The following is a 26,259-nucleotide window of genomic DNA, read 5'->3' as shown; positions in this document are numbered from 1 at the left end:
CCTTCTGGGTCGAGGGTCGTGCTGGTCCGGGTCGTGCGGAGTTACTTGTTGGCGCCGAGCTCGATCGGCACACCCACGAGGGAGCCGTACTCGGTCCACGAACCGTCGTAGTTCTTGACGTTCTCCTGACCGAGCAGCTCGTGCAGCACGAACCAGGTGAGCGCGGAGCGCTCGCCGATACGGCAGTACGCGATGGTGTCCTTCGCCAGGTCGACCTGCTCGGCCTCGTAGAGCGCCTTGAGCTCGTCGTCCGACTTGAAGGTGCCGTCGTCGTTGGCGTTCTTCGACCACGGGATGTTGCGGGCGCTCGGCACGTGGCCGGGGCGCTGGGACTGCTCCTGCGGGAGGTGCGCCGGGGCGAGCAGCTTGCCGCTGAACTCGTCGGGCGACCGCACGTCGACCAGGTTCTGGATGCCGATGGCCTTCACGACCTCGTCGCGGTAGGCGCGGATCGACTCGTCCTGCGGCTGGGCCTTGTACGCGGTGGCCGGGCGGGAGGGGATCTGGTCGCCGTCGACCAGGTCGCGGGAGTCGAGCTCCCACTTCTTGCGGCCGCCGTCGAGCAGGCGGACGTCCTGGTGACCGTAGAGCTTGAAGTACCAGAACGCGTAGGACGCGAACCAGTTGTTGTTGCCGCCGTACAGGACGACCGTGGTGTCGTTGCCGATGCCCTTCCCGGACAGCAGCTTCTCGAAGCCGGCCTGGTCGATGAAGTCACGGCGGACCGGGTCCTGGAGGTCCTTGGTCCAGTCGATCCGGATCGCGTTCCTGATGTGGTTCTTCTCGTACGCCGAGGTGTCCTCGTCGACCTCGACGAGAGCGACCTTCGGGTCGTCGATGTGGGCCTCGACCCAGTCGGCGTCTACCAGGACGTCACTGCGGCTCATTCTGTTCTCCTCCGGGGCGGTCTGCGGCGAGATGGTGCGAGACGGTGCGTGATGCGGATGTGCGGGAGCGCAGGGTGCGGCACACGTGCACAGGCGAGGGGGATGGGGCCCCGACATCGGTCGAAGGGCCGGGGAACGCGGGGTGCCGAAGGCTCCCGCTCAGACAGTGCGACAGAGCATGGCGGCGACGCGACACAGGTCCACTGCCCGCCGCTTCGTGAGATCCGCCCGGCCCCGCTGTGGGAGACCGCCGATTGAGCACTGCATGGCACCGATCGTAGGGAGGTACGGGCGGGCATGTCACCGCTGTACCGTATCGCGAGACACGATCGTCCGTAATGCGAGACACGAGCGCGGGCCTGGCGTCCGGGGCACCGTTCCCGCACCCTCGGCGCACGTCGGTCATCTGCGGATCGGACGCGACCGTCTCACTATGTGGTGCACCGGGGCGCTGAAGCCCGGCCCCGCCCCGGCCGCCGCTGTCCTGTGGGGCTCATCGGCGGGGCCTGTGCGCCGGACTCATCCGGCGAGCCGTACGTCCGTGCCTGTCACCGAGATCTCCAGGCCGTCGGCGGTCGGCTGGATCCTCTGCAGCTTCAGTCCGCTGGGCAGACCGCCGACCTCCCGTTCGAAGTCGGCCTTCTCGCGCACCAGGCCCTCCAGCCCGGGGATGCCCTCACCCGGCACCTTGTCCGCGTGCACCTTGAGGGTGTGGCCGTCGACCAGGGTGACGGTGGAGAGCACACTGCGCGACAGCGGGCGGCCGAGGATGTCGACCGTGCCGGTGACCTTCACCTTGCCGTCGCCGCCGTACTCGACCGCGACGCCGTCGCCGACGGCCTTGGTCAGGTCCTCGTACGAGATGACGGCGGTGCCGGTGGCGCGGGCGGCGGTGGCGCTGGAGTAGTCGTCGGCGAGCTTCACCTCGTGCAGCGCGGCGTTCATCCTACTGATCCGGATCCTGCGGCCGTCGGCGTCGGTCTCGATGCCGGTGATCTCGACGTCGACCTCGTCGAGCTGTGATCCGGCGACCTGCGTCAGGAACGGAAATCCCTTGATGGAGACGTCCGTCGTGCCGATCGTGGCGCCGGTGACCTGGACCCGCCCCTCGACCTCCGACTCGGCGAAGTACACCGCCGCCCGGTCGACGGCGACGAAGATCCCGCCCAGAACCACCACTAAGACCAGCAGTATCCGCAGTGCACGCATGCCCGCTCTTCCCCCACCCTGCATCCGGCCGGACCCCTGGCGCCCGTGCGTCCGCTACGGACGCACAGCACGCCCGGGGTGATCGACGAGCAGACGCCCCCCTCCGGTTCCCGAGGGGGGCGGTACCGGTCGGCGCTACGAGATCGCGCGGCCGATCAGATAGACGGCGGGGGCAGCGGCGGTGAGCGGCAGCGCCACACCGGCCGTCATGTGGACGAACCGGGACGGGTAGTCGTAGCTCGCCACCCGCAGCCCGATCAGCGCGCAACCACCGGCCGCGAGGCCGAGCAGCGCGCCCTTCGCGCCGAGATCGGTGAACGTCCCCGCCACGGCACCGGCACCCGCGGCAGCGAGCAGCGCCACCACGACCGAGGCCGGTCCGGGCAGCGGCAGGGCGCGGACGAGCACGGCGACCGCGACGGCCACCCCGCCCACCGTCACCGTGTCCGGGACCGCCGCGAGATGTCCGGCGGCCAGGACCGAGAGGGCGGCCGACGCGACGGTGGCCATCAGCCCCTGCATCCGTTCGTCGGCGCTCGCGTGGCTGCGCAGTTGGAGGACCACGGTGAGCAGCACCCAGACGCCGAGGGTGCCGAGGATGGCGGCCGGTCCGTTCTCCCGGCCCGCGGCGAGCAGCGCGATGTCGGCGACGAGGCCGCCGGCGAACGCGAGCGCGATGCCCTGCCGGGCCGGCCACATGCCGTTGAGCCGGAACCAGCCGGCCGCGGTCACGGCCTGGAGCAGCACCAGCGGCACGACCAGGGCGTACGCCCCGATCGCGGCACCGAGGGCGAGCAGCAGCCCGAGCCCCGCGGTGATCGCGGCGCTCTGCATGCCCGGCGCGATGATCGGCGAGCGGCCCTCGGCGCGGGCGCGCTGGGCGTCGGTGATGCGGCTGTTGCCCAGCGTGGTGGGCGCGCTGTAACCGGTGGCTTCGAGCGCGGAGGCGCTGGCGGCCGGGGGCGCGTCCGCCGGGACGGCCGCCCGGACCGGCTCGGCGGCCCCGGTCGCGAGCGGGACCTCCGGAGGCAGCGGGTAGGAGCCGGAGGCGCCGGGCGGCTGCGCGTGCTGCGCCTGCTGCGCCTGCTGCGGACGCGTTGGACCGTCGGTCTCGGCACCGGCCGGCACGGGCTGCTGGACAGGCTGCGCGGGCTGGATGGTCGGCTGGTACTGGGTGTCCCAGGTCTGCCCCTCCCAGGTCTGCGCGACCCCGGGGTCGTGCGTGCCGTGGGCCGCGGGCGCGACGGATTCCCCCGTCTGCCCCTCGGGCCACGCGGGCCCGGGGTTCATCCCGGGAGTCCCGGGCGCCTGACGCGGGTCGTGAGCGCCGTGCGCCTGCTGCGGGGCTCCGTACGGGGCCTGGGCCTGCTGCCCGTACGACTGCGCGCCGTACGTCTCGCCCTCGTACGGCTGTCGTCCGTGGGCCGGGTCGCCATAGGACTGGTCCCCATAGGACTGGTCGCCGTACGACTGCGCGCCGTGGGTCGGGTCGCCGTACGACTGCTGCCCGTACGACTGCTGGTCGTAGGTCTGCTGCCCGTACGGCTGCGCGGGCTGCTGCTGTCCGTAGGGCTGCTGGGGCTGCGCGGGATGCTGCTGTCCGTAGGGCTGCGCGGGCTGCGGATCCTGGCCGTTCGGCCGGTCGTACCCGGGCCCGTACCCCTGGCCCGGGTCCTGTCCGTACGGATGCTGGTGATCGTTTCCGTACGGATACTGATGATCGTTGCTGCTCATGTTCTGCGGTTCACCCTCCTGCGAACGGCGGGAGCACCTCGACCGTGCCGCCCTCGGCAAGGCGTACGGTCTCATGACCTCGGGTCCCGACGGGGGCACCGTCGATGAGGAACGAGCACCTTTGCAGCACTCGGGTGAGCTCACCGGGGTGCCGCTCGCGCACCGCGTCGAGCGCCTCGGCGAGGGTCGCGGCTGTGTACGGCTCCTCCGCTGTCCCGGCGGCGGCCTTGGCGGCGGCCCAGTAGCGGATCGTTCCCGCGGGCATGGCGGCACTCCTCTCGTCTCGCATCAGCTGTCCATCATGAATCACGGTGCCGCCGCCCAGTCACCGATGCGGGTGAGCAGGCTCTCGTCCGCCGCGTTCTCGGCATGGCCCATGCCGTGTTCCAGCCACAGCTCGGCGCCGTCGCCCGCCGCCTCGGCCAGCATCCGCGGGTGGTCCAGCGGGAAGTACGGGTCCTGGTCGCCGTGCACGATCAGCAGCGGGGCCGGGGCGATCAGCCCGGCCGCCTCGACCGGCGGGAGCGGTACCGGATCCCAGTCGTCGCGGTCGATCCGGGTGCGGAACCCGTAGCGGCCGACGAGCCGGCCGACGGGCCGGGTGACCATCCAGTGCAGCCGGCGCATCGGGGCCGTACCCCGGTAGTACCAGCGGGCGGGGGCGCTCACAGCCACCACCGCGTCCGCGTCCGCGTGCGCGTGCGCCTGGGTGGGTGCTCCGACGTGCCCCTCGCGCTCCACAACGCCATGGGCTTCCGCGTCCTCCGTCGCTCGTCCCGCGTACAGCGCCCCGTGCCGCAGCACCACGGAGCCGCCCATCGAGAACCCGACGGTCACGACCCGCCGGTGTCCGAGTGCCCGCGCCCACCGCACCGCCGCCGCCAGATCCAGCACCTCGCGGTCGCCCACCGTCGACCGGCCGCCGGAGCCGCCGTGGCCGCGGAAGGAGAACGTGACCACGGCCGCACGCCGGGCGAACACCCCGGCGGCCCGTCGCACGGCGGGCCGGTCCACCGAACCGGTGAACCCGTGCGCGACCACGATCGCAGTACCGTCGAAGGATGTTCCCGCAGCGGCCCCGGCACCTGCCGTACACGGCTCGTACACCGCCTCGATACGGATCCCGTCATCGGTCCGCAACGCGGTGCGCAGAGGACCGGGCGTGATCAAGGGAACAGAGGAACTCCGAAATCGCCCCTCGGACACAGAACTCATGTGGGCTATTCTGCTGGGAAGAGGATCCGGGCAAAGCAGCCCCCGGGTCCTTTTGCGCTTTCCAGGCGTTGTTACGGAGAAGTTTCCACAAGCTCAGCGGTCCCGGGGCGCGGGGCCGCAGCCGTAGAAACCGTATGACAGCCGTCGTGCGGCAACCCGTGCGAAAGCCAGCACGAAACGTACGAAGAAGTGCCGCATACTCCCCCGGGCCCGAGCCCGGGAGTGCCCCTCTCGCAGGGAACGAGGAGGACCGACGTAATGGGCGAGCGAACCGTGCACGATCATCGACCGACGACCCAGGCAGGTGGGCGGCGATGAGTTCACTGCTGCTCCTGACGAATGCCCTTCAACCGTCGACGGAGGTGCTTCCCGCCCTCGGTCTCCTGCTGCACAGCGTGCGGGTGGCGCCGGCCGAAGGCCCCGCTCTCGTCGACACCCCCGGTGCCGATGTCATCCTGATCGACGGCCGCCGCGATCTGCCGCAGGTGCGGTCGCTGTGCCAGCTGCTGCGGTCCACCGGACCGGGCTGTCCGCTGATCCTCGTCGTGACGGAAGGCGGTCTCGCGGCCGTCACCGCCGACTGGGGCATCGACGACGTACTGCTGGACACGGCGGGACCGGCCGAGGTCGAGGCCCGGCTGCGACTGGCCACCGGCCGGCAGCAGATCGGCTCCGACGACTCCCCGATGGAGATCCGCAGCGGCGATCTCTCGGTCGACGAGGCGACGTACAGCGCGAAGCTGAAGGGCCGGGTCCTCGACCTGACCTTCAAGGAATTCGAACTGCTCAAATATCTGGCGCAGCACCCGGGCCGGGTCTTCACCCGCGCCCAGTTGCTCCAGGAGGTCTGGGGCTACGACTACTTCGGCGGCACGCGGACGGTCGACGTCCATGTGCGGCGACTGCGCGCCAAGCTCGGCCCCGAGCACGAGTCGCTGATCGGCACGGTCCGCAACGTCGGCTACCGCTTCGTCGCACCGGAGAAGGTGGAGCGCGCCGCCGAGAAGGCCAAGGACCGGGCGGCGGCGGAGGCTGCCGCCGGACCCGTGACCCGCCCGGAGCGGCCCGGGACGGCCGGGGCCGCGGAAGAAGTCCCGGTCCGGCCCGCGAGCAGGTAGCGGGTCACAGGCGAGCCGGGCCGGATCACGGAGCGGGGTCCGGTGCGTGCCACCGCCACGCCCTGGATCGGGGCAACGCCCGGGGGCCCACGCCCTCGACGCCATGGAGAGGGCGTGATCGACGAGGCCGCGGACGCGCGTACCGGACCCCGCGAACCCGGCCGGATCCACCTGTCACCCGCTTGGTCCATCCGCGTAGACTGCCGCGCGTGGCCAAGGTGACGCGGGACGATGTGGCGAGACTGGCGGGTACGTCGACCGCGGTCGTCAGCTACGTCATCAACAACGGACCCAGGCCGGTCGCCCCGGCCACGCGCGAGCGGGTACTCGCCGCGATCAAGGAGCTGGGGTACCGGCCGGACCGGGTTGCCCAGGCGATGGCCTCGCGGCGGACCGACCTCATAGGGATGATCGTGCCGGACGCCCGGCAGCCGTTCTTCGCGGAGATGGCGCACGCGGTCGAACAGGCCGCCGCCGAGCGCGGAAAGATGGTGCTCGTCGGCAACTCCGACTACCGCGACGAGCGCGAGGTCCACTATCTGCGGGCCTTCCTCGGCATGCGGGTCTCCGGGCTGATCCTGGTCAGCCAGGGCCCCAGCGAGCGGGCGGCGGCCGAGATCGAGGCGTGGGACGCGCGGGTCGTGCTGCTGCACGAGCGGCCCGAGGCGATCGACGACGTCGCGGTCGTCACGGACGACATCGGCGGCGCCCAGCTCGCCACCCGTCATCTGCTGGAGCACGGCAACGCGTACGTGGCGTGCCTCGGCGGCGTGGAGTCGACCCCGGCGGTCGGTGACCCGGTCGCCGACCACGTCGAGGGCTGGCGCCGCGCGATGCACGAGTCGGGGCGCTCGACGGAGGGCCGGCTCTTCCAGGCCCCGTACAACCGTTACGACGCCTATCAGGTGGCGCTGAAGCTGCTCGCGGGTCCGGACAGGCCGCCGGCGATCTTCTGCTCGACGGACGACCAGGCCATCGGGGTGCTGCGGGCCGCGCGCGAGCTGCGGATCGATGTGCCCGGGGATCTCGCGGTGGCGGGCTTCGACGACGTGAAGGAAGCCGGGCTGACCGATCCGCCGCTGACGACGGTCTTCTCGGACCGCCCGGCGATGGCACGGGCGGCCGTGGACCTGGTGCTCGACGACTCGTTGCGGGTGTCGGGGTCGCGTCGGGAGCGGCTGAAGCAGTTCCCGTCGGCGCTGGTGGTGCGACGGTCGTGCGGCTGCGGGGAGCCTGCGGCCGGTCAGTGACGAGGCCGGTGGTGCGGGGGCCCGGACGGATCCGTGCCCAAGTGGCCATGACTACCACCGGCAATGGCCGCGCCCGGGTTCACCGACCGTCGCCGGTTCCCATATGGAACCTCGTCAGCGCGAACACGATGATGAGGTCGAGCGTCATCATGGGGATGGCCCACGCCGGGTAGTACGGAACGAACATGAACTGGGTGATCAGGCTGATCCCTGCCACTGTCGCGCCGGCCCCGCGGCCCCAGCTCTTGTTTGTCAGGACGCCCAGGCCGGCGATGACGAGCGCCACCCCGACCACGAGGTGAATCACGCCCCAAGCGGTCAGGCCGAACCCGTAGGCGTAATGGGACGAGGACGAGAACAGCGTGTCCTGTGCGATGCCGGAGGCGCCCATGAGAATGCTGAGCGGCCCGCTGAGCATCAGCGCGGCCCCGGCGAACTTGGACGCACCGCTGACCGTTTCACCGCCGGTCCCCCTGTACCCCGGCCGTGCCTTGTCCGACATCGCTGTCATGGCCGTCGCCTTCCTGTACAGCGCGGTCAACGACGCACAGGGCCCGTGCGAAGCCGGCCACGCTCCCCTGACAGGATCACCGCAATCCTCCGGCGCCGCGACTGCAACCCGCCGCGGGGAGCAGCGGACGCCCACCGCACTGCTCGGCATGGGCAGCGGCCATAACTTATATCGGGCATACGAGGTTCTGCCGGGCTTCTCAGGGCGTGCTCAGGCTTCTCTCATCTTCGCCGGACACGCTTTTGGACATGACAGAGAGCCAGCGCCCGAGCGGCGAGTACCCGATGTACCCCTCGTACGGCAACGGTGACGCGTCCTACCCACCGCCGCCGTCCCACCAGCCCGCGCAGCCGATCGCGACGGGCCCCGGCACCACGGTGTGGCCCGGCTGGGGCGGCGCCGACGGGCACGGCGGCGGGGACGGCGGCTACGGATCCGCCCTCCCGCAGCCCGCGCCCGAGCCGGCCGCGCCCCGGCGGCGGGCCAAGCGGCCGGTCGCGCTCCTGGCGGCCGTGGCGATCGCGGCGGCGGTCGTCGGCGGCGGCACCGCCACCGTCATCAGTCAGCTCACCGGCAACGACGCGAACGGCACGGGCAGCGGTGTCGTCCCCGGCACCACCGTCTCGCAGAGCAGCAAGGGCACCGTCGCCGGTGTCGCGCAGGCCGTCTCGCCGATGATCGTCGAGATCAACGCGACCTCGACCGCGGGCGAGTCCACCGGATCCGGTGTCGTCATCACGTCCGACGGCGAGGTCGTCACCAACAACCACGTCATCTCCGGCGCCTCGTCGGTCAAGGTGACGCTCAGCACGGGCAAGACGTACCGCGCGAAGGTCGTCGGCACCGACTCCGCCAAGGACCTCGCGCTCATCAAGCTCCAGGGCGCGAGCGGGCTGAAGACGGCCACACTGGGCGACTCCTCTGCCGTCGCGGTCGGCGACCAGGTCGTGGCCATCGGCTCACCGGAGGGCCTCACCGGCACCGTCACCAGCGGCATCGTCTCCGCCCTGAACCGCGATGTCACGGTCGCCAAGGAGGACGGCAGCGGCCAGGACCAGGGCCAGGGCGGACTGCCCGGTGGCGGACAGTGGCCGTTCGAGTTCGGCGGTCAGCAGTTCAACGGCGACACCGGCAACTCCACCACCACGTACAAGGCCATCCAGACCGACGCCTCGCTCAACCCCGGTAACTCCGGTGGCGCGCTCATCAATATGAACGGCGAGATCATCGGCATCAACTCCGCGATGTACTCGGCGAGTTCGTCCGACGGATCCGGCAGCGCCGGCGCGGGCAGCGTGGGTCTCGGCTTCGCCATCCCGGTAAACACACTCAAGGCCGACCTCAGCACCCTGCGGGCCGGCAACAGCTCCTGAGGAGACATCCATGCACCACCCCACGGACACCCCCGGCGGCCCGGCCGACCTGGCCCTGCCCCTCGCACTCGTCACGGAACTGGCCGCCCGCCGGGCCTCCGAGCCGCCCCGGGTCCCGGAGATCCGCAGCACCGCGGGCCGCAAGCGCCGGGCCGCGCGACGACGTGCCGCGGCCGTGCGAGGCTGAGAGCAGCCCGACAGGCACGGAACGAGAAGAGGACAACGAGCGATGAGCCCCGCCGAAGACGATCCGCAGCGCATCCTGATCGTCGACGACGAGCCCGCCGTACGTGAGGCGCTGCAGCGCAGCCTCGCGTTCGAGGGGTACGGCACCGAGGTCGCCGTCGATGGTCTCGACGCCCTCGCCAGGGCCGATTCGTACGCCCCCGACCTCATCGTCCTCGACATCCAGATGCCGCGGATGGACGGCCTGACGGCGGCCCGGCGGCTCCGCTCCACCGGCACCACCACACCCATCCTGATGCTCACCGCCCGCGACACCGTCGGCGACCGGGTCACCGGTCTCGACGCGGGCGCCGACGACTACCTGGTCAAGCCCTTCGAGCTGGACGAGCTCTTCGCCCGCATCCGGGCCCTGCTGCGCCGCAGCTCGTACGCGGCGGCGGCGGGCGGCGCCGTCCCCGACGACAATGTGCTGGCCTTCGCCGATCTGCGGATGAACCTCGCCACCCGCGAGGTCACCCGGGGCACGCGGCGGGTCGAGCTGACCCGTACCGAGTTCACCCTGCTGGAGATGTTCCTGGCGCACCCGCGGCAGGTGCTGACCCGCGAGCAGATCCTCAAGGCGGTGTGGGGCTTCGACTTCGAACCGAGCTCCAACTCCCTGGACGTGTACGTGATGTACCTGCGCCGCAAGACGGAGGCGGGCGGCGAACCGCGGCTCGTGCACACGGTGCGGGGGGTCGGTTACGCGCTCCGCTCCGGCGGCGGTGACGGATGACCGGGACCCTGCACCGGCTGCGCGCCCTGCCCCTGCGGACCCGGCTCGCGCTGCTGGTGGCGACGGCGGTGGCGGTCGCGGTGGCGGCGGTCGCGGCGGCCTGCTGGTTCGTGACGCGGGCGCAGCTGGACGACCAGCTGGACTCCTCGCTGCGCAACGTCTCGGTCAGCGACGACTATGTGGGGAAGCTGCTCACCTCCTGCACGCGCCCCGGACAGGCGGCGGCACCGCAGCTCGAAGGCGCGTACACCGTTCAGCTCGTCACCGTGTCCGGCAGCACCTGCACCGCCGCCGAGGCGTCACCGATCGGAGTGACCGCCGCCGACATCGCCGTGGCCGCCGGGCTGCGCGACAACGCCCTGCACACGGCCAGGGCCAAGAACGGCACGAAGATGCGCGTGAACACCTACGCGTACCAGCCCCGCAATCCGATCCCGGGGGTGCTGCCGGGAAGCTTCGCGGTCTCCGTCGCCCGCCCGATGAGCGAGGTCGACGACCCGCTGTCCACCCTCGCCTGGGTCCTCCTGATCGTCTCCGGCGTCGGTGTCGTCGGCGCCGGCGCGGCCGGTCTCTGGGTCGCCCGCACCGGTCTGCGTCCCGTCGACGAACTCACCGAGGCGGTCGAGCACATCGCGCGGACCGAGGACCTCACCGTCCGCATCCCGGTCGAGGGCGAGGACGAGATCGCCCGGCTGTCCAGCTCCTTCAACTCGATGACCGCCTCCCTCGCCAGCTCCCGCGACCGCCAGGCCCAGCTGATCACGGACGCCGGCCACGAGCTGCGGACGCCGCTCACGTCCCTCCGTACCAACATCGAACTCCTCGCCCGCAGCGACGACACCGGCCGGGCCATCCCGCCGGACGACCGCAGGGCCCTGATGACGTCGGTGAAGGCCCAGATGACCGAGCTGGCCTCGCTCATCGGCGACCTTCAGGAGCTGGCCCGTCCCGACGCGGCGCACCCCGGCCCGCTCCAGGTCGTCGCGCTGCACGACATCGCGGACACGGCCCTGGAGCGCGCCCGTCTGCGCGGTCCGGAGCTGACGATCCGGGCGGACCTGACGCCCTGGTACGTACGCGCCGAGCCCGCCGCGCTGGAACGGGCCGTGGTCAACGTCCTGGACAACGCGGTCAAGTTCAGCCCGTCCCACGGCACGATCGAGATCGCCCTGCGCGACGGCGAACTGACGGTACGGGACCACGGCCCCGGCGTTCCCGCCGACGAACTCTCGCACGTCTTCGAACGCTTCTGGCGCTCCCCGTCCGCCCGCCAGCTCCCCGGTTCGGGCCTCGGCCTGTCGATCGTCGCCCGCACGGTCCAGCAGGCGGGCGGCGAGGTCGCTCTGCGCCCGGCGGCGGACGGTCCGGGCACGATCGCCTCGATCCGGCTGCCGGGGGCTCCGCAGCCGCCGCCGGGGCTGTGAGCGGGGAGGAGTCAGAGACGGCGCCGGAATTCGGCGGCGAACTGCGGGGCGCCTCCCGCGTCCAGCCTGTCCAGCAGCCCGTGCAGGTCGCGGGGCTCCCGCCGGTAGGAGCCCACCTGTGCGCGCAGGACGGAGTTCATCTCCACCGGGGCGAGATCGAGCATGTCCAGCAGAAAGTCATCCGGGCGCATCACCTCGATCTCGTACGGATCCGACGCCCCGGCCGGGAAGTCCTTCACGTTCAGCGTGACGAGGGCATGCGCCTGCCCCCGGACCGCCGCCGCCAGCACATGTCGGTCCGGGACGACGCGCTGCACATCGCTCCAGTCGGCTCGGGCGGATTCAGCTGATCAGTTGTCGTAGAGACCGGCATCCTCGGTCAGCCTGACCAGTTCGTCCAGTCCTCTACGCCGCTGCGAGCGCCTCTTCTCCTTGTACTCGAGAACGTCGGCCAGCAGCACTCTGCGGTGCCTTCCCGGCCGTGAGAAGGGGATCCCGCCCTCATCAAGGATCTTGACGAACGTCGGCCGGCTGACTCCCAGGAGGTCGGCAGCCTCTTGCGTGGTCAGCGTGGTGTTCACTGGGGCAACGGTCACCGCCTTGCCCTCCGACAGGGCCCGCACCACCACCATGAGCGCCTCGTAGACCTCCGGGGGCAAGGTGCGCGTGGCGCCGTCCGGGCCGCGCAGCAGGGCTGGCTCAGCCGCTTGCGGGGTCCGGTCCAGGAAGGCGCAGAGCTCAGCGATCTCCGCGCGGTGCTCGGGCAGGAGCGTGCGGTCTTCAGTAGTGCCGTGCATAGCTCTGTCTCCTTTGAGAGTAGACCCAGCATCGCACAATTCGAAAGAAACGCAAGCGCTGCATCGGTCAGGGCTCAGACCCCGGGGTTGTGCCGGATCAGCGACTCGACCAGGCCGGACCGGGTGGCGGGGAAGTCCAGCGGGACGATGCCGAGCCCGGTCCAGCCGGTCGCCTCCGATCCGTCCAGGAACGACTGCACCTGCGGGTTGAGCCGGTCCGCGTTCCAGCGCGGCGGCATCAGGGCGGCGGTGCTGACGTAGTTCATGTACAGCTTCCCGGGCTGCTGGGCGGCCTTGCGGAACTGGGCCTCGATCTTCGGGTACTTGGCGAACGGCTCCGCCATGTAGTCGTCCTGGATGTCGAAGAGCGCGGAGTCGGCGTAACGGACCCCGGGCAGCCCGCCGTTGTCGGCGAGCAGGACGACCTTGCCCCGCGCCTCACCCAGAGCGGGCAGCGCCGGATCGATACGGAACAGCGGCCGCCACCCCCTGCCGTCGAGGTAGTCGTCGAAGATCGCCCGGAACGTCGCGTCGCTCTCCTCCGAGTACTCCTGTTTGACCCGCATCAGCACGGTCTCGGTGGGGTGGGCAGCCAGGAAGTCCCAGCAGGCGCCCAGCACATCGCCGAACATCAGGTTCTGGTACGAGGCCCCGTGATGGATCGCGAACGAGCCACCGGTGACCCTGCACCGCACGTCGAGGAAGCGGATGCCGCTGTTCAGCTGCTCGGCGACGGTGGTGTTCTGGCACTCGGTCCAGGGGCCGCCGTAGCGGGCGCCGGAGTCGTGCGACCCGGGGATCGTGAGGCGTTGCAACGCGGTGGCGTCGAGGATGCCGCTCATCCAGTCCTGAGTGGTGAGGGCCCGACGGGGTCCGGCGACGGCGGGCCCCGCGCCGACGAGAACCGTGGTGGTGGCGGCGAGGGCGCCGGCCAGGAAGTTCCGGCGAGTGGTGGTGTACGGGCTCATGCGGGAAGTGCCTCCGTCTGCCGTGGGGGGCCTGTGGGGGTTCAGCCGTCAGAGTATGACGGGTACACGTCAGTACGGGAACAGGGCGGACGGCCCACGTCACGGGGCTGCGGCGGAGCCGGTCAGCAGGTCCAGACCCAATGGGGTGCAGGAATGCCAGACCGCCTTGCCCTCGCGCTGCGTGACGATCAGACGCGCGTCCCGGAGGGCCTTGGCGTGTTCGGAGGCCGAGGATTTACTGATGTCCAGCTCCCGGGCGATGTCCGTGGTGGTGAGCTGCTGGGTGAGCAGGCCGAGGGCCGCCGCCCGGGTACGGCCCAGCAGGGCGCTCAGGGGATCGCCGTCGTCGCGCGGGCCGAGCAGGGGCAGCGGGGTCAGGGCCGGGTAGATGAGGATGCTCGGGGCGTCGTCGTGCACGGCCACCAGAGGCGGGCCGTCCCACACGAGGGACGGCAGCAGAACGAGGCCGTGTCCGGTCAGGGCGACCTCGCCGTGCTTCAGGCAGTCGAAGACCAGGGTCGTTCCCCGCCAGTGCCCACCGGGGACGAGGCCGGCCAGCGTGGCACGGATTCCGTGCTCGGCGAGGTAGCGGGTGCGCCAGGCGCGTTCGGCGTCGAATCCCGACCGGACCCGGCTCCAGGACGGGGCCACGACTCCCGCGTACGCCGACCGCAGGGCCTGTTCCAGGTCCTGCCATGCGTCCCTGTCCCGGTCCGCCAGCCCGCGGATCCATGGGGTGACCGGACGGCTCGTCCGGCAGACCCGTCCCAGTTCCGCGCGGACGCTGTCGGCGGGAGCCGACAGGACCACGTCGAGACCGTCCTCCAGCCCGTGGCTCAGCGGGTCGAGGAACATCGGGCCCGTCGCCGTGGGCGGCACCAGTTCCAGGAGTCGGCGCGCCTCGCGCGGAAAGCCCGCCCGGACCGTGCGCTGCCACCGTCCGAAGACCGGCGAGACCTCCCGCTGGGCCATCGCGGCCACCAGGACCAGCTCCATCAGCGGCGCCGGCCCGGTCGCGAACGTCACCCCCAACAGGTCCTCGGGCGTGAATCGCACACTGAGCATCCGTCCCCCTTGTTCCGGCGCCGGGCCTCCCCCGGTGCCGCCCACGGTTCGGCCAGAGCCGAACAGATCGCCGTCCTCCGGCCCGGTCCCGACCATGGGACACGCACCGCATTCGAGGGTGGCCCCGGCCCTCCTCGGGCGGAAGCACCAATTCGGCCCCGTGCGAACCGCTCGCACCGGGCCGGGCCCGGACCGACGGGGGTGGGCTCCCGCAGCCGTCCAGGCGGCTGCGGGAGCCGAGTGTCCGGCAGCCCGTCCACACACACGAGAATCACAGGAGTCACAGATGAACCCGTTACGGACCTTCTCCCTTAAGCGGACGGGCCTGGCGGCCACCGCCGTGGCCGCGTTCAGTGCCGCAGCCCTCGGGCTCGCACCGACGGCCGGTGCGACATCGACGAACATCGACACCTGGTCGTCGTTCTGGCAGCCCTGCGGCACCTACATGTGCCTCTACTACAGCCCCAACCTCACCGGCGCGAGCTGGACGCCGGCCGGGACGTCGGACTCGGACCTGTCGGGCAACAAGTTCGCCAACCACGGGACGGGCTCGGCGGGCGCCGGGCAGGTGGTGCGCAACAACGCCGCCTCCATGGGCAACAACACCACCAACTGCCACGTCGCCGTCTTCTACTCCCCCGGCTTCAAGGGGGACGCGAACTGGCTCCACGCCGGGCACGCGGGCAATCTGACCACCGGTACGCACGGCCTGCGCAACAACAACGCCTCGATCCGAGTGGACAGCTGCACCTGAGCCGGACCCGCACGACCGCCCCGCCCGCGCCTCCCGGTGCGGGCGGGGCTTCCAGCCTCGCCGGGCCCCGAGAGAGCGGAGAGTCACTCATGGCAGAACCACTCATGAACACGGAATGGGCCGGCTTCCGGCGTCGTACGGCGTGGCTCACCGCCCTGTCCGCCGGCGCGCTGACCGCCTCGCTCCTCGTCTCCGGGTGCGGCGGCGAACCGGCGCGGCCACCCGCCGCGCTCCGGCCCGTGGCGACGCCCACCCCGACCACCACCGCGAACCTCCGGCTGCCGCTGAACGCCTACCTCCCCACCCCCGAGGAACAGGCCACCAGCGAATACCTCGTCTACCGCGCGCAACAGCGCTGCATGCGCGGATTCGGATTCCGGTACCTGCCCCATCTGTCCACCGACTACATCGGAACCACCGTCGCGACGTGGCGCGCATACGAGTCGCGCCGGTACGGGATCAGCGAGCGGGCCGTCGCCGCCGAACGCGGGTACCACCTCGGCGACGATTCCGGCGGGGCTCGTGCTCCGCAGGTCGCGACCGCCCTCTCTCCGCCGGAGCTTGAGGTGCTGTCGGGACGTGCGGCGGATGGCCGGGCCTCGACAACACCCGTACGCGGCAAGCGGGTTCCGTTCAACGGATGCACGGGACAGGCCGAACGAACCGTGCACGTCGACGAGGCGGAGGCGGTGCAACGAGGCAACGACCTCGTCGCCCGGCTGCGCCACGAGGCGTTCGAGCGCTCGCGCTCGGACCCCCGGGTCGCGGCGGTGAACCGGACGTGGTCCTCCTGCATGCGGGGCGAGGGGTTCGACTACCGCGATCCCGACACGGCTCTCGAAGACCCCCGCTGGGACCTGCGCAGCGCCCGGCCGAGCCGCGCGGAGATCGCCGTCGCCACGGCCGACATCTCCTGCAAGCTGCGGACCAACCTGCTGGGCGTGAACTTCGCCGTCGAGGCGGAGTACGAGAACGCCGCCATCGCCGCACACCCGCAGGAGCTGGCGGAGGTCCGTACCCACAAGGCCACCGAGTCCGAACGGCTCCCCGGCCTGATGCGCAGGTACGACCATGCCCCGTCGCCCTTGTGATCAGAGAGCGATCAGCCCGGCCGACGTCTCCTCGAAGCCGCAGGCGTCGAAGTAGAACGGCCGCAGGTGTGCCTCGAAGTCGACGTGCAGCCACTCGCACCGCGCGGCACGGGCCCCCTCGGCCCCCTTCGCCACGAGCGCGGCGCCGACTCCTCTCCCCCGGCCGTGCCCGGCGACGACCGTGTCCAGGAGGAAGGCATGGGCTCCGCCGTCCCAGGCGACGTTGACGAAGCCGATCAGCCCGCCGTCCTCCCACGCGCAGACCCAGCCCAGGCTGTGCCGCTCGACCCGGGCCCGCCAGTCGCTACCGGCGACCGGGTGGCCGAAGCCCTCGGCGTGCAGTGCGTCGAGGGAGGCGTTGCCGAAGTCGCCCCGCCACTCGTACGTGATGGTCACGCCCCGATCGTAGGTGCCGCGTCGGCCACGCCGTCGGCAGGGCAGGAGAGCTGAGGGCGGACGGTCCATTCGATCCAGGCGTCGCGGTGGCTCAGCGAGAGGCCGCAGGGTTCGCCGCGATGGAGCGCGCCGATGGCGCCGACGCATCCACCGCCGTCGACCCAGCTCAGCGCCCGGTGGCGTTCGAACGGCGGCAGTTCGGCGGCCAGCGCCCGTACGTTCAGGCGGATGAAGCGGATTGCCTCGGCGGGGTCGAGAGCCATGTGCCGGGACACCTCGGCGATCTCGTCCGCCTCCATCGTGCGGTAGGTGACCCGCTCGCACCAGAACACACGCGGTGCGGGCGGTGTGGGTTGCTGCTCGCGCACGGATGCCTCCCGATGCCGCATCGGACCGTCCCGCGCCTGCGGCCGGCGTGACGAGCGGCAGGCGCGGGGCGGCCTTCGAAACCCCATTCAACTGGCGCAGATTCGAACGGAGTTGCGCACTCCAGGCGCGACACACCGAAGTGGTGGCCAACTGGAGGCGCCACTCGAAGCTAGCGTTTTACGCGAGACCGTTTCAAGCGTTTGACGTCTAACGAGTGAGGTTCAGATAGTCGACGTGTGCGGCTCGACCGGCCAGGCCAAGTCACCCGCATACGCAACGGGCGGCCCCATCTGCGCCGATGGGAACCGCCCGGAACGTGAGCACTGGAGGTCAGGCCAGATCGTCGAACTCGCCTTCCTTCGCGCCACCGAGGAAGGCACGGAGTTTGGCACGCGTCGTACGGATGACCACGTCCGGGTTGTCGCTCTCACGGAGCAGAATCTCGCCACCATGCTCGGCCAGCTCAAGGCAGTTGTCGCCCTCGGCGTCGGCCGACTTGGATGACTTTCGCCACTGAGTTTTCATCATCCTCACGCCTTCACATTTGTTCTGCGGATTTCTTGATGAAGTCTCTCGAACTCTGCGAATCGAGCGATTACCCGTCCGCCCGGTCGAGCACCGGACGAAAGCCCTGGAGCCGCACCTCGGCATCGACGAACCCGAATCCCAGCGGTGCGACGTCTCAGGCCAGATCGTCGAACTCGCCTTCCTTCGCGCCACCGAGGAAGGCACGGAGTTTGGCACGCGTCGTACGGATGACCACGTCCGGGTTGTCGCTCTCACGGAGCAGAATCTCGCCACCGTGCTCGGCCAGCTCAAGGCAGTTATTGCCCTCGGCATTCGATGACTTCGATGACTTTCTCCACTGGATTTCTATTGTTCTCACGCCTTCATACTTGTAGTGCGATGGTGCGAATGAAGTCCCGCGTCTTCTCCGGGTCGAGCGAACGCTCTTCGGTCCGGTCCAGCGCAACCCGCCAGTTTTCGAGGCTTGTTTCGGCATCCAGGAACCTCGAACCGGTCGCGGTGTCCGTCTGCACAGTGTCGAGCTGCGGCACGGGACCGTAGAGATAGTGTGCCGAACTGCTTGCGTGCGGGAAACCACCGGCCGCGAACGGGATCGCACGGATGGTGACATTGTCCCGGTCCGACTGCTCCAGCAGGTGTTCGAGTTGGCTGCGCGCGACGACGGAGCCGCCGTAGGTCATCCGCAGCGCGGCCTCGTGGATCAGGAACACGCAACGAGGCTGGTCCGCCCGATCGAGTACGTCCCGGCGCTTCAACCTGTGGGAAAGCAGGCGCCGTTGACGCGTCGGGCTGGGCGGCGGGACGGTCTCCGTGAACACGGCCCGCGCGTAGTGCTCGGTCTGAAGCAGCCCTGGAATGTGCATGATCTCGACCGACCGGAATCCGGTGGCGTGATGCTCCAGCTCAGCCAGATCGAGGGCACCGCTGACGAGTTCGCCCCGGTAGTCCTCCCACCATCCGCTTATGCGCTCCCGTGCCATCTCCGCGAGCGCATCGACATAGGCCACGTCCGAGCACCCGTAGTGAGCGGACCACGCGCGAACCCGCTCGGCACTGACACCGAACCGCCCGGATTCGATGTTGCTCACCGTGGTGCGGTCCGTGCTGAGCATCGCACCCGCTTCCGTGAGCGAAAGCCCCATGCGCTCCCGCATCTTGCGCATCTCAGCACCCAGTCGGCGCTGGCGCGCCGTGGGCGCCTTCCTTGATGGCATCGGCCTCTCCTCTCCCCGGGCCAGTGTGGCTCGTTACCCATCGAGGTGCACGTCGTTCATGACATTACACAGATGCGTCCAACGCGTGAGGCGTATCGGTTATGGTCACCACACCACGCGCCGCACGCCGGAACACCCGAAGTGCAGCCGCACAAAGGCGTGTTGAAGCACGTCCATGTACGGCCAATGCCACGGACGACGAGCAGCGCGACCGTTCGCACCGCACCGCGTTGGGAGAACGACATGACCCACGTCCACGCAACCGCCCACCCCGCGCCCCCGGGCCCACAGGGCGGCGAGCTCTACCGGCTCGCCCTGCCGAACACGTCCAGCGCCGCGAAACTCTCACGTGACTTCATCGCGTCGCTGCTGACCGTCAGCAGACACTGCGATCTGGTCGACGACGCGCGCCTGTGTGTCACGGAAGTCGTCACCAACGCCCACCGCCACACGCGTACGTCCCTGATCCGGGTCCGCGTGACCGTCCAGCGCAAACAGGTCACCGTCTCCGTCGCGGACGACGACCACTGGGCCCTGCCCGAACCACCGGCCTTCCGTGAAGTGCGCGAACAGGAGGGTGGGCACGGCCTGTTGCTCGTGGAACAGCTGGCGCTCGATTGGGGGATGACCGTGCTGGGCGGCTGCTTCCCGTACCGGAAGGCGGTCTGGTTCACGCTCGCCCGAGCCGGGTCGGCGCCCTGAACCGTCCGGGAACGCGGAAGGGGCGGTGGGCCCGCCGGCCCACCGCCCCACTCACCCGCGTACGGGAGTTACTACTGGATGACCGTGATCCGGTCCGTCGCCGGCGGGGCCAGCGGCGCGGCGGCCGTCGAGTGGGCCGCCAGGTAGGCGTTGAAGAGGTCCAGGTCCGAGGCACCGACGAGCTTGTTGGTGCCCTGGCCGAGTGCCGCGAAGCCGTCGCCGCCGCCCGCCAGGAACTCGTTCATGGCGACGCGGTAGGTCTTCGCCGGGTCGATCGCCGCACCGTTCAGCTTGATGGTGTCGGTGACCACGCGGGCCGCGCCCGTCTTCGTCATGTCCAGGGTGTAGGTGAGGCCCTTGGACACCTGAAGGATCTTCGGGCTGGCCTCGTTGGAGCCGCTGACCTGCTGCTGGAGCGCGCTGATCAGCTGGGCTCCGGTCAGGTCGACGACGTTCATCATGTTGGTGAACGGCTGCACGGTGAAGGACTCGCCGTACGTCACCACCCCGTCGCCCTCACTGCCGGTCGCCTTGTAGACCAGGTCCGCGCGGATACCGCCCGGGTTCATGAAGGCGACGACCGCCCCGCCCTTGTCCGCCGGGGCCAGGCCCTCCAGCTGGGCGTCCGCGATCAGGTTGCCGAGCGGCTTCTCGGGGTCCGTGGAGCCGCGGCCGTTGATGTCGGCGGTGATGTAACCCTGCGGCTTGTTGGCGATGGGCGCCGCGAGGACGTTCCAGCGGGCGATCAGGGCTGTCATGTCGTTGGCCTTGGGCTGGTCCCGGCTGACGACGTGGTTGACCGACTTCGGGTTCGAGGCACTGGCCGACTTCACCGACGTACGGACGATGTCCTTGGTACGGAGGTCGTACGTGAGGGTCGTGTCGGTGTAGAGCTTGCCGAACGACGCCGCCGAGGTGACCATGCGCGGGTTGCCCGCCGGGTCCGGGATATTACAGACGTACGCCTGGTGGGTGTGGCCGGTGACCAGCGCGTCGACCTTGGGCGTGATGCCCTTGGCGATGTCGACGATCGGCCCGGAGATGCCGTCACCGGCGCCGGAGCTGTCGCAGTCGTAGTTGTACGAGGCGGAGGCCGGCGCCCCGCCCTCGTGGATCAGCGCGACGATGGACTTGACGCCCTGCCGGTCCAGCTCGGCGGCGTACTTGTTGATCGTCTCGACCTCGTTGTGGAACTTGAGGCCCTTGACGCCGTTGGCCGTGACGATGTTCGGCGTGCCCTCCAGGGTCACCCCGATGAAGCCGATCTTGACGCCGTTCTTCTTCCACACCGTGTACGGCTTGAGGATCGGCTTGCCGGTCTTCTCGTTCGTCACGTTGGCGGCGAGGTACGGGAAGTCGGCACCCTTGAACTTCTTGCCCTTCTCGTAGCACCCCTCGACCGGGTGGCAGCCACCGTTCTGGAGGCGGGCCAGCTCAACGGCGCCCTCGTCGAACTCGTGGTTGCCGACGGCCGTCACGTCGAGGTCGATCTTGTTGAGCGCCTCGATGGTCGGCTCGTCGTGGAAGAGACCGGACAGCAGCGGGCTCGCGCCCACCATGTCGCCACCGGCCGCGGTGATCGAGTACGGGTGTCCCTTGCGCGCGGTACGGAGCGAGGACGCGAGGTACTCGACGCCACCGGCCGGAATCGCCTTCGTCGTGCCGTCGGCCTGCGTCTCGGTGACCGTGCCCGCCGAGCCGGCCGGCGGCTCCAGGTTTCCGTGCAGGTCGTTGAAGGACAGCAGCTGTACGTCGACGGTACGGGCCGGCTTGTGGTGGCCTTGGTCATCGCCATGGCCGAGGTCCTGGGCGCCGGCCGGCATCGCGGCGACGAGCGCGCCGACGGTGGCGAGCCCGGCCGCGGCGGCGAGCACCCGCCGGGGCGCGCGGTTCTTCTGTGGTGTCGCTGACATCGGTCCCCTTGTGAGTTCAGCGGGAGGTGTGAGGGTGTTGACGAGTCTGGAGACTTCGTGCCGCAGCCTAGGGTCAACGCGCGTAGCGCGACAGGTGTGCGGGGTTACGAACTGGTTGCCATGCGGTCGGAATGGCCACAAATGGCCGCACGTCACTCGTATGGCTCACATATGCGGGCAGAAACGTCCCGGCACGTATGTGCGGCGCAAGCCTGTACGCCATGGACAACGAACCGGAATCCAAGGCCGTCGTACCTGGCCAGCGCGCGTTCGAACCGCCGTCGGGCTTCCACGAGATGATCGATGACCTGAAGTCGATCGTGCGCGGTGCGCATGTGCGGGCCCAGCTGAAGGTCAACACCGAGATGCTCCAGATGTACTGGGAGATCGGGCGGACGATCCTGGCGCGTCAGCGGGAGGAGAAGTGGGGCACCAAGGTTGTGGGACGCATCGCGACAGAGCTGCGCACCGAGTTCCCGAACCAGCGGGGATTCTCCCGCAGCAGTCTGCACTACATGCTGAAGATGGCCCGGCTCTGGCCTGAGCCAATTGTCCAGCAGGCCGCTGGACAATTGCCCTGGGCCCACCTCCAAGTCCTCATGGACAAGTGCAAGACCCGCCCCGAGCTTGACTTTTACATTCAGCACGCTGTTCGCAACGGCTGGTCCCGGGACGATCTGACCTCGGCGATCCACCATGCCCTGCATCTCTCCCACGCGGCCGCGATCAACAACTTCGACGCCGTCATCCCCGAGCGGTCCGAGGCCGCGAAGGAGATCATCAAGGACCCGTACCGGCTCGACTTCACCGAACTGGGCGGCCGGCACACGGAGCGGGATCTGGAGGACGCCCTCGTCGCCCATCTCATCGGGTTCCTCACCGAGCTGGGTGTGGGCTTCGCCTTCGTGGGGCGCCAGTACCCCGTGGTCGTGGGCGACAGCGAATACCGCATCGACCTGCTCTTCTACCACTGCAAGCTGCACTGCTACGTCGTGCTGGAACTGAAGACCCGAAAAGCCCACCCCGAGCACTTCGGGCAGCTCGGGTTCTATGTGTCGGTGGTCGACGATCTGGTGCGGGACAAGGAGTTCGACGGGCCCACCATCGGCATTCTCATCGCCGAGAGCCGTGACCGGTCGATGGTCGAGTACGCGTTGCGCGGTTACAACCAGCCGCTGGCCGTCAGCACCTACGCCGGTCTGCCCGACCGCGTTCGCGAACTGCTGCCCAGCGCCGAAGATCTTTCCCGCATCGCCGACGACGTACTGAACACGCCGCAGGGAGCGGCCTGAGTCCTGAAGCGCCCCGAAGCACCCGCGCACCGCCCCGACGCCCGCCCCACCCCCGTACGCTCGTACACATGACGACTGACGTACCTCTCCCCGCCCCCGGACGTGAGATCCAGACGCTCGACGCGCTCTCCCCCGAACAGGCGGACGCCGTGTCCGGCCTGCTCGCCGAGGCGGCCCGGTCCGACGGCAGGCAGGCCGTGTCCGAGCAGGGGCGGCTGCAGCTGCGGGGCGGTCGGCGCGAGGGCGTGCGGCATCTGCTGCTGACCAGCGGGTCGGTCCTGGTCGGGTATGCGCAGCTGGAGGACACCGACCCCGTCGAGGCACCCGCCGCCGAACTGGTCGTGCACCCGGCCTACCGCGGACAGGGACACGGACGGGCGCTGGGCGCGGCGCTGCTCGCCGTGACCGGGAAGCGGCTGCGGGTGTGGGCGCACGGCGGGAAGTCCGCGGCCCGGCATCTCGCACAGGTCCTCGGCCTCTCCCTCTTCCGCGAACTGCGCCAGCTGCGCCGCCCGTTGAGCCCGCTGGACATCGCCGAGCCGGTGCTGCCGCCCGGTGTCACCATCCGCACCTTCGTGCCCGGCGAGGACGACGCCGCCTGGCTCGCGGTGAACCGCGCCGCCTTCGCCCACCACCCCGAACAGGGCTCACTGACCCAGCGCGACCTGGACGACCGCAAGGCGGAGCCCTGGTTCGACCCGAAGGGGTTCTTCCTGGCCGAGCGCGACGGCGAGCTGATCGGCTTCCACTGGACGAAGGTGCACGCCGAGGAGCACCTCGGCGAGGTGTACGTCGTCGGCATCCGGCCCGACGCGCAGGGCGGCGGGCTCGGCAAGGCGCTCACCGCGATCGGGCTGCGCCATCTGGCCGCCGAGGGGCTTCCGACCGCGATGCTCTACGTCGACGCGGACAACAAGGCGGCCCTGGCCGTCTACGAACGGATGGGCTTCGCGACGCACGAGGTGGACCTGATGTACCGCACGGAGTCCTGAGGGCCACGGCTCGGGCAGGGGGCGGTGTCACTTGACGCCGCCCCCTTCTTACGCCACCCTTTCACTACTTAATTAGTGAAAGGGTGAGCATGGCAGAATCCGCAGCGGTCGAGTACCGCATCGACCGGCGCAGCGGCATCGCCACGTACCTCCAGATCGTCCAGCAGACCAAGCAGGCTCTGCGCCTCGGTCTGCTGGAGCCCGGCGACCGGCTGCCCACCGCGCGGGAGGTCGTCGAGGCCACCGCCATCAACCCGAACACCGTGCTCAAGGCCTACCGGGAGCTGGAGCGCGAGGGCCTCGTCGAGGCCCGGCGCGGTCTCGGCACCTTCGTCACCCGGACCCTCGGCGGCGTGGCGGCCGCCGACGACGCGCCGCTGCGCGCCGAACTCGCCGACTGGGTCCGCCGGGCCCGCACGGCCGGGCTGGAGAAGGACGACGTGAGCGCGCTCTTCACCGCCGTACTGGACAAGACTTTCGAGGGGGATCAGGCCGGATGACAGGCGCTGCGATCGAGGCCATCGGCCTCGGCATGAAGTACCGGGGCAGGGGCGGGGGCTGGGCGCTGCGCGACTGTTCGTTCCGGCTGCCCACCGGGCGCGTGTGCGCCCTCGTCGGCCCCAACGGCGCGGGAAAGTCCACCCTGCTCGCCCTGGCGGCCGGATTCCTGCGCCCCGCGGAGGGGACGGTACGGGTGCTGGACGGGGCGCCCGGCGAGGTGCGGGCCCGGATGGCCTTCGTGGCCCAGGACAAGCCGCTGTACCCGCAGTTGACGGTCGCCGAGACCCTCTGGGCAGGAGCCGAGCTGAACCCCGGGACATGGGACCAGGACACCGCCGAACGGATCGCCGGGGAGCTCCCGCGCGGCGCCCGGGTCCGTCAGCTCTCCGGCGGCCAGCGCACCCGGCTCGCCCTGGCCCTCGCGCTCGGCAAGCGGCCCGAACTGCTCCTGCTGGACGAGCCGATGGCCGACCTCGACCCGCTCGCCCGCCATCAGCTGATGGGCGCCCTGATGGCCGAGGCAGCCGAGCACTCCACCACCATCGTGATGTCCTCCCACATCCTCACCGAGCTGGAGGGCGCCTGCGACTACCTCCTGCTCGTCGACGGCGGCCGGGTCCGCCTCGGTGGCGAGACGGACGATCTGCTCGCCGCGCACGCCCTGCTCACCGGCCCGGTACGGGACACCGCACCGCACACCGTCGTCGAGTCCCGCACCGCGGGGCGGCTGCAGACCACGCTGGTGCGGCGGCAGGGCCCCGTGGACGCCTCGGTCTGGGAGACCGCGGAGCCCTCGCTGGAGGAGCTGCTGCTGGCACATCTGCGGTCCCCGCAGGCACCCGCCCTGCTGACGCCGAGCGCCGAGGCCGGCAAGGAGGTGGCGGCCGTATGAGCACCGTCGGTCTGCTCGGCCCGGCCCGGGTCGTCGTACGCCAGCACCGCCGCACCCTGTGGATCGTCGGGGGCCTCGCACTCGCGGGGATCGCCGCCGTGGTCGCCACCGCCCTGTGGACGGCCTCCGTCTCCGACACGTTCGCGGGCACCGACTGCTCGGCGGAGAAGACGGTCCGGGGATGCGGCGACACCGTCCGCCACTTCCTCGACACCGAACTCCGCCTCAGCCGCACCGTCGGTTACGCGAACCTGGTGATGATGCTCCTGCCCGCGTTCATCGGCATATTCGTCGCAGGCCCGCTGATCGGACGGGAGCTGGAGAGCGGCATGTACAAGCTGTCCTGGTCCCAGTCGGTGTCGCCCGCGCGCTGGCTCGCCGCCAAGCTCGCCGTGCCCACCGTGCTGACCCTGGCCGGGGTCTCCGTACTGTCCGCCGTCTCCGCCTGGGTCTGGTCGCGCGGAACCGAGACGCACTACCCGGTGGACTGGTACGAACGGGACGCCTACGGCGCGATGGGCACCGTCCCCGTCGGCTACGCCCTCCTCATGCTCGCCCTCGGCGCGCTCGCCGGGCTGCTGCTGCGGAGCACCGTCTCCGCGATGGTCGTGACGGTGATCGGATACGGCGCACTGATGGTGGTCATGAACTCCGTGCGCGCCGATCTCTGGCCGACGACCAGGATCCTCAAGGACCACCAGCCGGGCGGCCATCCCTGGTGGATCGACTCGGGCATGCTCACCGCCTCCGGCCGGGCGGTTCACTGGGCGGACTGCGACGCCGAGGCGATGGTCGAGCCCGCCGCCTGCATGCGCAGACTCGGGGGCGTCACCGACTTCGCCGACTACCACCCCGCCTCGCACTTCTGGCCGCTCCAGCTCGTCGAGACCGGCATCCTGCTCGTGCTGGCCGCGCTCGCCGTCGCCCTCGCCTTCCGGGTTCTGCGCCGCCTCCACGGCTGAGACCGCGTCCGCACGCCGTGTCCGGGGCCCCTCGCGGGCCCCGGACACGGCGTGCTCCACCGGCCCGCCCACGGCACACCGCTTCCTGCACGTCATGTCGCCGTTACCAGCCATTCAGAAGAGCTTGCGACCCTCTCAGGA

At 70.4% G+C, this 26,259-nt stretch carries 31 protein-coding genes; 14 read left to right on the top strand and 17 right to left on the bottom strand.

Annotated elements, in window-relative coordinates; translation table 11 throughout:
• Nucleotides 1-41 precede the first annotated feature (41 nt).
• The 6 genes from ACZ68L_RS25385 to ACZ68L_RS25360 form a co-directional block, all read right to left on the bottom strand.
• Nucleotides 42-887 (bottom strand): sulfurtransferase, encoded by an 846-nt coding sequence (locus ACZ68L_RS25385; RefSeq protein ID WP_469580571.1) that lies wholly within the window; start codon nucleotides 885-887, stop codon nucleotides 42-44.
• 159 nt (nucleotides 888-1,046) lie between these two features.
• Nucleotides 1,047-1,154, bottom strand: coding sequence for a putative leader peptide (locus tag ACZ68L_RS25380; RefSeq protein WP_350983699.1), 108 nt, complete (start codon nucleotides 1,152-1,154; stop codon nucleotides 1,047-1,049).
• Nucleotides 1,155-1,406: 252 nt separating this feature from the next.
• Nucleotides 1,407-2,096 carry an LmeA family phospholipid-binding protein gene (locus tag ACZ68L_RS25375; protein WP_469580568.1) on the bottom strand — a complete coding sequence of 230 codons (690 nt, stop codon included), beginning with the start codon at nucleotides 2,094-2,096 and terminating at the stop codon, nucleotides 1,407-1,409.
• Nucleotides 2,097-2,231: 135 nt separating this feature from the next.
• Nucleotides 2,232-3,386, bottom strand: coding sequence for a hypothetical protein (locus ACZ68L_RS25370; protein ID WP_469580863.1), 1,155 nt, complete (start codon nucleotides 3,384-3,386; stop codon nucleotides 2,232-2,234).
• Between the two features lie 454 nt (nucleotides 3,387-3,840).
• The gene (locus ACZ68L_RS25365; RefSeq protein ID WP_361446563.1) at nucleotides 3,841-4,095 is read right to left on the bottom strand and encodes a MoaD/ThiS family protein; all 255 of its coding nucleotides are present in this window, start codon (nucleotides 4,093-4,095) and stop codon (nucleotides 3,841-3,843) included.
• Between the two features lie 41 nt (nucleotides 4,096-4,136).
• A complete protein-coding gene (locus ACZ68L_RS25360; RefSeq protein ID WP_469580564.1) occupies nucleotides 4,137-5,045 on the bottom strand; it encodes an alpha/beta fold hydrolase in 909 nt (302 codons plus the stop codon).
• A gap of 314 nt (nucleotides 5,046-5,359) precedes the next feature.
• Here ACZ68L_RS25360 and ACZ68L_RS25355 point away from each other — a divergent pair, with 314 nt between their 5' ends.
• Together ACZ68L_RS25355 and ACZ68L_RS25350 are read left to right on the top strand one after the other, a co-directional pair.
• Nucleotides 5,360-6,163, top strand: coding sequence for a response regulator transcription factor (locus tag ACZ68L_RS25355; RefSeq protein ID WP_469580561.1), 804 nt, complete (start codon nucleotides 5,360-5,362; stop codon nucleotides 6,161-6,163).
• Nucleotides 6,164-6,372: 209 nt separating this feature from the next.
• Entirely contained in the window at nucleotides 6,373-7,413 is a 1,041-nt protein-coding gene (locus tag ACZ68L_RS25350) for a LacI family DNA-binding transcriptional regulator (RefSeq protein ID WP_361446569.1), read from the top strand.
• Nucleotides 7,414-7,492: 79 nt separating this feature from the next.
• On the opposite strand, the gene ACZ68L_RS25345 is transcribed toward ACZ68L_RS25350, so the two are convergent.
• Nucleotides 7,493-7,954, bottom strand: a complete 462-nt coding sequence (locus tag ACZ68L_RS25345) for a DUF7144 family membrane protein (RefSeq protein ID WP_469580557.1) — start codon at nucleotides 7,952-7,954, stop codon at nucleotides 7,493-7,495.
• A 218-nt stretch (nucleotides 7,955-8,172) separates the two neighbouring features.
• Here ACZ68L_RS25345 and ACZ68L_RS25340 point away from each other — a divergent pair, with 218 nt between their 5' ends.
• Genes ACZ68L_RS25340 through ACZ68L_RS25325 form a run of 4 tightly spaced genes read left to right on the top strand, consistent with a single transcriptional unit; the run spans nucleotide 8,173 to nucleotide 11,682 of the window.
• Nucleotides 8,173-9,297, top strand: coding sequence for a S1C family serine protease (locus tag ACZ68L_RS25340; protein WP_469580555.1), 1,125 nt, complete (start codon nucleotides 8,173-8,175; stop codon nucleotides 9,295-9,297).
• 10 nt (nucleotides 9,298-9,307) lie between these two features.
• A complete protein-coding gene (locus ACZ68L_RS25335; RefSeq protein WP_469580552.1) occupies nucleotides 9,308-9,484 on the top strand; it encodes a hypothetical protein in 177 nt (58 codons plus the stop codon).
• Nucleotides 9,485-9,526: 42 nt separating this feature from the next.
• Complete coding sequence (locus tag ACZ68L_RS25330) at nucleotides 9,527-10,258, top strand: response regulator transcription factor (protein WP_469580548.1); 732 nt, start codon at nucleotides 9,527-9,529, stop codon at nucleotides 10,256-10,258.
• Entirely contained in the window at nucleotides 10,255-11,682 is a 1,428-nt protein-coding gene (locus tag ACZ68L_RS25325; RefSeq protein WP_469580545.1) for a HAMP domain-containing sensor histidine kinase, read from the top strand. Before ACZ68L_RS25330 ends, ACZ68L_RS25325 begins: the two co-directional genes overlap by 4 nt.
• 11 nt (nucleotides 11,683-11,693) lie before the next feature.
• On the opposite strand, the gene ACZ68L_RS25320 is transcribed toward ACZ68L_RS25325, so the two are convergent.
• From ACZ68L_RS25320 to ACZ68L_RS25305, 4 genes are all read right to left on the bottom strand, one after another.
• A complete protein-coding gene (locus ACZ68L_RS25320) occupies nucleotides 11,694-11,999 on the bottom strand; it encodes a VapC50 family PIN domain-containing toxin (RefSeq protein ID WP_469580542.1) in 306 nt (101 codons plus the stop codon).
• Nucleotides 12,000-12,032: 33 nt separating this feature from the next.
• On the bottom strand, nucleotides 12,033-12,479 hold the full coding sequence (locus tag ACZ68L_RS25315) for a helix-turn-helix domain-containing protein (RefSeq protein WP_469580539.1): 447 nt from the start codon (nucleotides 12,477-12,479) through the stop codon (nucleotides 12,033-12,035).
• Nucleotides 12,480-12,553: 74 nt separating this feature from the next.
• The gene (locus ACZ68L_RS25310) at nucleotides 12,554-13,447 is read right to left on the bottom strand and encodes a phosphatidylinositol-specific phospholipase C (RefSeq protein ID WP_469580536.1); all 894 of its coding nucleotides are present in this window, start codon (nucleotides 13,445-13,447) and stop codon (nucleotides 12,554-12,556) included.
• 99 nt (nucleotides 13,448-13,546) lie between these two features.
• Nucleotides 13,547-14,512: an ArsR/SmtB family transcription factor gene (locus tag ACZ68L_RS25305; protein WP_469580533.1), complete on the bottom strand. Its 966-nt coding sequence runs from the start codon at nucleotides 14,510-14,512 to the stop codon at nucleotides 13,547-13,549.
• Nucleotides 14,513-14,798: 286 nt separating this feature from the next.
• Between ACZ68L_RS25305 and ACZ68L_RS25300 the strand changes: the two genes are divergently transcribed.
• Together ACZ68L_RS25300 and ACZ68L_RS25295 are read left to right on the top strand one after the other, a co-directional pair.
• Nucleotides 14,799-15,266 carry a peptidase inhibitor family I36 protein gene (locus tag ACZ68L_RS25300; protein ID WP_469580530.1) on the top strand — a complete coding sequence of 156 codons (468 nt, stop codon included), beginning with the start codon at nucleotides 14,799-14,801 and terminating at the stop codon, nucleotides 15,264-15,266.
• A gap of 89 nt (nucleotides 15,267-15,355) precedes the next feature.
• The gene (locus ACZ68L_RS25295; protein WP_469580527.1) at nucleotides 15,356-16,357 is read left to right on the top strand and encodes a hypothetical protein; all 1,002 of its coding nucleotides are present in this window, start codon (nucleotides 15,356-15,358) and stop codon (nucleotides 16,355-16,357) included.
• Here ACZ68L_RS25295 and ACZ68L_RS25290 read toward each other — a convergent pair whose 3' ends face one another.
• The 5 genes from ACZ68L_RS25290 to ACZ68L_RS25270 all read right to left on the bottom strand — a co-directional run bounded on the left by ACZ68L_RS25290 (nucleotide 16,358) and on the right by ACZ68L_RS25270 (nucleotide 18,864).
• On the bottom strand, nucleotides 16,358-16,753 hold the full coding sequence (locus ACZ68L_RS25290; protein ID WP_469580525.1) for a GNAT family N-acetyltransferase: 396 nt from the start codon (nucleotides 16,751-16,753) through the stop codon (nucleotides 16,358-16,360).
• A complete protein-coding gene (locus ACZ68L_RS25285; protein ID WP_469580522.1) occupies nucleotides 16,750-17,121 on the bottom strand; it encodes a hypothetical protein in 372 nt (123 codons plus the stop codon). The genes ACZ68L_RS25290 and ACZ68L_RS25285 overlap by 4 nt, the downstream gene beginning before the upstream one ends.
• A gap of 331 nt (nucleotides 17,122-17,452) precedes the next feature.
• Nucleotides 17,453-17,647, bottom strand: a complete 195-nt coding sequence (locus ACZ68L_RS25280) for a DUF397 domain-containing protein (protein ID WP_469580861.1) — start codon at nucleotides 17,645-17,647, stop codon at nucleotides 17,453-17,455.
• 157 nt (nucleotides 17,648-17,804) lie between these two features.
• Entirely contained in the window at nucleotides 17,805-17,999 is a 195-nt protein-coding gene (locus ACZ68L_RS25275; RefSeq protein WP_467751344.1) for a DUF397 domain-containing protein, read from the bottom strand.
• A 13-nt stretch (nucleotides 18,000-18,012) separates the two neighbouring features.
• The gene (locus tag ACZ68L_RS25270; RefSeq protein WP_469580520.1) at nucleotides 18,013-18,864 is read right to left on the bottom strand and encodes a helix-turn-helix domain-containing protein; all 852 of its coding nucleotides are present in this window, start codon (nucleotides 18,862-18,864) and stop codon (nucleotides 18,013-18,015) included.
• A gap of 243 nt (nucleotides 18,865-19,107) precedes the next feature.
• On the opposite strand from ACZ68L_RS25270, the gene ACZ68L_RS25265 reads away from it, so the two are divergent.
• On the top strand, nucleotides 19,108-19,566 hold the full coding sequence (locus tag ACZ68L_RS25265; protein WP_469580518.1) for an ATP-binding protein: 459 nt from the start codon (nucleotides 19,108-19,110) through the stop codon (nucleotides 19,564-19,566).
• A gap of 71 nt (nucleotides 19,567-19,637) precedes the next feature.
• Here ACZ68L_RS25265 and ACZ68L_RS25260 read toward each other — a convergent pair whose 3' ends face one another.
• The gene (locus tag ACZ68L_RS25260) at nucleotides 19,638-21,479 is read right to left on the bottom strand and encodes a bifunctional metallophosphatase/5'-nucleotidase (RefSeq protein ID WP_469580515.1); all 1,842 of its coding nucleotides are present in this window, start codon (nucleotides 21,477-21,479) and stop codon (nucleotides 19,638-19,640) included.
• 221 nt (nucleotides 21,480-21,700) lie between these two features.
• Between ACZ68L_RS25260 and ACZ68L_RS25255 the strand changes: the two genes are divergently transcribed.
• The 5 genes from ACZ68L_RS25255 (at nucleotide 21,701) to ACZ68L_RS25235 (ending at nucleotide 26,118) form a co-directional block, all read left to right on the top strand.
• Entirely contained in the window at nucleotides 21,701-22,771 is a 1,071-nt protein-coding gene (locus ACZ68L_RS25255) for a PDDEXK nuclease domain-containing protein (RefSeq protein WP_469580512.1), read from the top strand.
• Between the two features lie 68 nt (nucleotides 22,772-22,839).
• A complete protein-coding gene (gene mshD, locus ACZ68L_RS25250) occupies nucleotides 22,840-23,763 on the top strand; it encodes a mycothiol synthase (protein WP_469580509.1) in 924 nt (307 codons plus the stop codon).
• Nucleotides 23,764-23,852: 89 nt separating this feature from the next.
• Nucleotides 23,853-24,263: a GntR family transcriptional regulator gene (locus ACZ68L_RS25245; RefSeq protein WP_469580508.1), complete on the top strand. Its 411-nt coding sequence runs from the start codon at nucleotides 23,853-23,855 to the stop codon at nucleotides 24,261-24,263.
• The gene (locus ACZ68L_RS25240) at nucleotides 24,260-25,156 is read left to right on the top strand and encodes an ABC transporter ATP-binding protein (RefSeq protein WP_469580505.1); all 897 of its coding nucleotides are present in this window, start codon (nucleotides 24,260-24,262) and stop codon (nucleotides 25,154-25,156) included. Before ACZ68L_RS25245 ends, ACZ68L_RS25240 begins: the two co-directional genes overlap by 4 nt.
• Complete coding sequence (locus tag ACZ68L_RS25235; RefSeq protein ID WP_469580502.1) at nucleotides 25,153-26,118, top strand: hypothetical protein; 966 nt, start codon at nucleotides 25,153-25,155, stop codon at nucleotides 26,116-26,118. Before ACZ68L_RS25240 ends, ACZ68L_RS25235 begins: the two co-directional genes overlap by 4 nt.
• The last annotated feature ends 141 nt before the right edge of the window (nucleotides 26,119-26,259 follow it).

The sequence above is a fragment of the Streptomyces sp. NPDC104309 genome, assembly GCF_055584025.1.
This window is presented reverse-complemented; position numbering and strand designations above follow the sequence as displayed.

Excerpts from the sequence above, each read along its gene's own strand:
- ACZ68L_RS25385 (WP_469580571.1), bottom strand. The coding sequence starts at position 887 with ATGAGCCGCAGTGACGTCCTGGTAGACGCCGACTGGGTCGAGGCCCAC.
- ACZ68L_RS25380 (WP_350983699.1), bottom strand. The coding sequence starts at position 1,154 with ATGCAGTGCTCAATCGGCGGTCTCCCACAGCGGGGCCGGGCGGATCTC.
- ACZ68L_RS25375 (WP_469580568.1), bottom strand. The coding sequence starts at position 2,096 with ATGCGTGCACTGCGGATACTGCTGGTCTTAGTGGTGGTTCTGGGCGGG.
- ACZ68L_RS25370 (WP_469580863.1), bottom strand. The coding sequence starts at position 3,386 with ATGAACCCCGGGCCCGCGTGGCCCGAGGGGCAGACGGGGGAATCCGTC.
- ACZ68L_RS25365 (WP_361446563.1), bottom strand. The coding sequence starts at position 4,095 with ATGCCCGCGGGAACGATCCGCTACTGGGCCGCCGCCAAGGCCGCCGCC.
- ACZ68L_RS25360 (WP_469580564.1), bottom strand. The coding sequence starts at position 5,045 with ATGAGTTCTGTGTCCGAGGGGCGATTTCGGAGTTCCTCTGTTCCCTTG.
- ACZ68L_RS25355 (WP_469580561.1), top strand. The coding sequence starts at position 5,360 with ATGAGTTCACTGCTGCTCCTGACGAATGCCCTTCAACCGTCGACGGAG.
- ACZ68L_RS25340 (WP_469580555.1), top strand. The coding sequence starts at position 8,173 with ATGACAGAGAGCCAGCGCCCGAGCGGCGAGTACCCGATGTACCCCTCG.
- ACZ68L_RS25335 (WP_469580552.1), top strand. The coding sequence starts at position 9,308 with ATGCACCACCCCACGGACACCCCCGGCGGCCCGGCCGACCTGGCCCTG.
- ACZ68L_RS25330 (WP_469580548.1), top strand. The coding sequence starts at position 9,527 with ATGAGCCCCGCCGAAGACGATCCGCAGCGCATCCTGATCGTCGACGAC.
- ACZ68L_RS25325 (WP_469580545.1), top strand. The coding sequence starts at position 10,255 with ATGACCGGGACCCTGCACCGGCTGCGCGCCCTGCCCCTGCGGACCCGG.
- ACZ68L_RS25315 (WP_469580539.1), bottom strand. The coding sequence starts at position 12,479 with ATGCACGGCACTACTGAAGACCGCACGCTCCTGCCCGAGCACCGCGCG.
- ACZ68L_RS25310 (WP_469580536.1), bottom strand. The coding sequence starts at position 13,447 with ATGAGCCCGTACACCACCACTCGCCGGAACTTCCTGGCCGGCGCCCTC.
- ACZ68L_RS25305 (WP_469580533.1), bottom strand. The coding sequence starts at position 14,512 with ATGCTCAGTGTGCGATTCACGCCCGAGGACCTGTTGGGGGTGACGTTC.
- ACZ68L_RS25300 (WP_469580530.1), top strand. The coding sequence starts at position 14,799 with ATGAACCCGTTACGGACCTTCTCCCTTAAGCGGACGGGCCTGGCGGCC.
- ACZ68L_RS25295 (WP_469580527.1), top strand. The coding sequence starts at position 15,356 with ATGGCAGAACCACTCATGAACACGGAATGGGCCGGCTTCCGGCGTCGT.
- ACZ68L_RS25280 (WP_469580861.1), bottom strand. The coding sequence starts at position 17,647 with ATGAAAACTCAGTGGCGAAAGTCATCCAAGTCGGCCGACGCCGAGGGC.
- ACZ68L_RS25270 (WP_469580520.1), bottom strand. The coding sequence starts at position 18,864 with ATGCCATCAAGGAAGGCGCCCACGGCGCGCCAGCGCCGACTGGGTGCT.
- ACZ68L_RS25265 (WP_469580518.1), top strand. The coding sequence starts at position 19,108 with ATGACCCACGTCCACGCAACCGCCCACCCCGCGCCCCCGGGCCCACAG.
- ACZ68L_RS25260 (WP_469580515.1), bottom strand. The coding sequence starts at position 21,479 with ATGTCAGCGACACCACAGAAGAACCGCGCGCCCCGGCGGGTGCTCGCC.
- ACZ68L_RS25255 (WP_469580512.1), top strand. The coding sequence starts at position 21,701 with ATGGACAACGAACCGGAATCCAAGGCCGTCGTACCTGGCCAGCGCGCG.
- mshD (WP_469580509.1), top strand. The coding sequence starts at position 22,840 with ATGACGACTGACGTACCTCTCCCCGCCCCCGGACGTGAGATCCAGACG.
- ACZ68L_RS25245 (WP_469580508.1), top strand. The coding sequence starts at position 23,853 with ATGGCAGAATCCGCAGCGGTCGAGTACCGCATCGACCGGCGCAGCGGC.
- ACZ68L_RS25240 (WP_469580505.1), top strand. The coding sequence starts at position 24,260 with ATGACAGGCGCTGCGATCGAGGCCATCGGCCTCGGCATGAAGTACCGG.
- ACZ68L_RS25235 (WP_469580502.1), top strand. The coding sequence starts at position 25,153 with ATGAGCACCGTCGGTCTGCTCGGCCCGGCCCGGGTCGTCGTACGCCAG.